The 1,375-nt window shown below is 45.8% G+C and carries 2 protein-coding genes; both read right to left on the reverse strand.

Going from position 1 to position 1,375, the window contains the following annotated elements:
- Positions 1–265, reverse strand: a 265-nt coding sequence (locus KDK17_RS09430) for a hypothetical protein (protein WP_257287930.1), incomplete at its 3' end; no start/stop codon positions are given.
- Positions 266–918: 653 nt separating this feature from the next.
- On the reverse strand, positions 919–1,375 hold a 457-nt coding region (locus KDK17_RS09435; RefSeq protein WP_257287931.1), incomplete at its 5' end, for a phage holin family protein.

Consider the following 1,375-nt stretch of genomic DNA (forward strand, 5'->3'; position numbering starts at 1 on the left):
TAGTGTTCATATTCCATGAGACACTCGTAGCCCAGTAGGGCCGACAATGTCTTGGAGGGACAACGCCTCCTGTAGGTGTTGGAGCAGCCGTTACCGGTAACATGTTCGGATCCATATTAATCACATGGATCAACAGAAGGTTCACGGTTGCATTACCAGACGTTGTTGGCTGGGCAGTAACAGACGTCTGAGCAACTGCCTGCAGAAAGCTTGCTGCCAACAGGATAACCAAACCCGCAATAGACCAGCCCTTCGCAATGCCCATAACCTCTCTCCAGAATTCTGGCTTTGGATTCTTCACTTGGTGATCTGAGGCAGTGAAAATGGACACAAAATTCACTGCCGTCCGGTTAAAAAACAGGGAAAGATTCGAGATGCCTGTCGCTGTCGATCAGCGGTAAAATAACAGTTGTCGAGACTGTTATTTCAGAAAACAGGAACAATAGACGTGAGTCTCAGTGGGTGTTGGCGATTCAATCAGCTCTTCATCATCTGCCGCTAAAAGCTGCATCTTACGACGACTTTCAGGTAGTTAGCTATCAATCCATTCATTCATCGCTTGAAGACTGAACAAGATCATGGCTGAAAATTTCATGTCACTGACGATGGATATGAGCAAACTACTGAACACAAGGATCATCTGAGTAGCCACTGCATTGCAACCTGAAATTCCATTCATTCCCTGATGTTAATGCCGCTGCACTGAGATTACTGGCTCCTCGTAAGCACATTCTTCAAAAAAACCACCATTATCGGTATGGATAAATATATACGATTTCATGTGGAAGCGTTGCTGGCCCTATTTGCTGATACCGGGCTTTAATACGCTGCACAGGAATATTAGGTGTCTTCTCGTTAATCCCAGAGGATCATCAGCGGGTTGATCTGGTTGCCTGAATGTTTGGTGGTTATTAATGATCATAACCCTTGGTACGCATTCGTGGCATCACTTACGGGAACGGGTGGTTTCCTCTTGAACTTCTTAACGGCTACGATAGCTGAAACCACGGCAATCAAGACCACAACACCCGCTGTAATAAGCCCAATACCCCAGTCTGGGAATTCTGGATGGGATATAGGCGGCAGGTATTCAAAATTCAGAAAAATCACCTGCATCCGGACATGCCGGATACCCTTCTCAACATCAGCGTCTGCAACTGCCAGATAGGCTTTATTGCCCACAAAAACCGGGCGCATTGACCTTGTCGCCGGGGTCTTGAATGCAGCGTCAAATTGATGGACATTGGCCTGGTTTTCATAAGTAACGAAAGACAGTTGCCCATTACTGTTGTAAATAATGGTGTACAAATAATTTTTCGCAGTCACCAGTCTAACGGTTAAAAACGTACCCGATGTGCCTGAAGAAAAACGAATC

The sequence above is a fragment of the Endozoicomonas sp. SESOKO2 genome (assembly GCF_024606245.1).
Lineage (GTDB): Bacteria > Pseudomonadota > Gammaproteobacteria > Pseudomonadales > Endozoicomonadaceae > Endozoicomonas_A.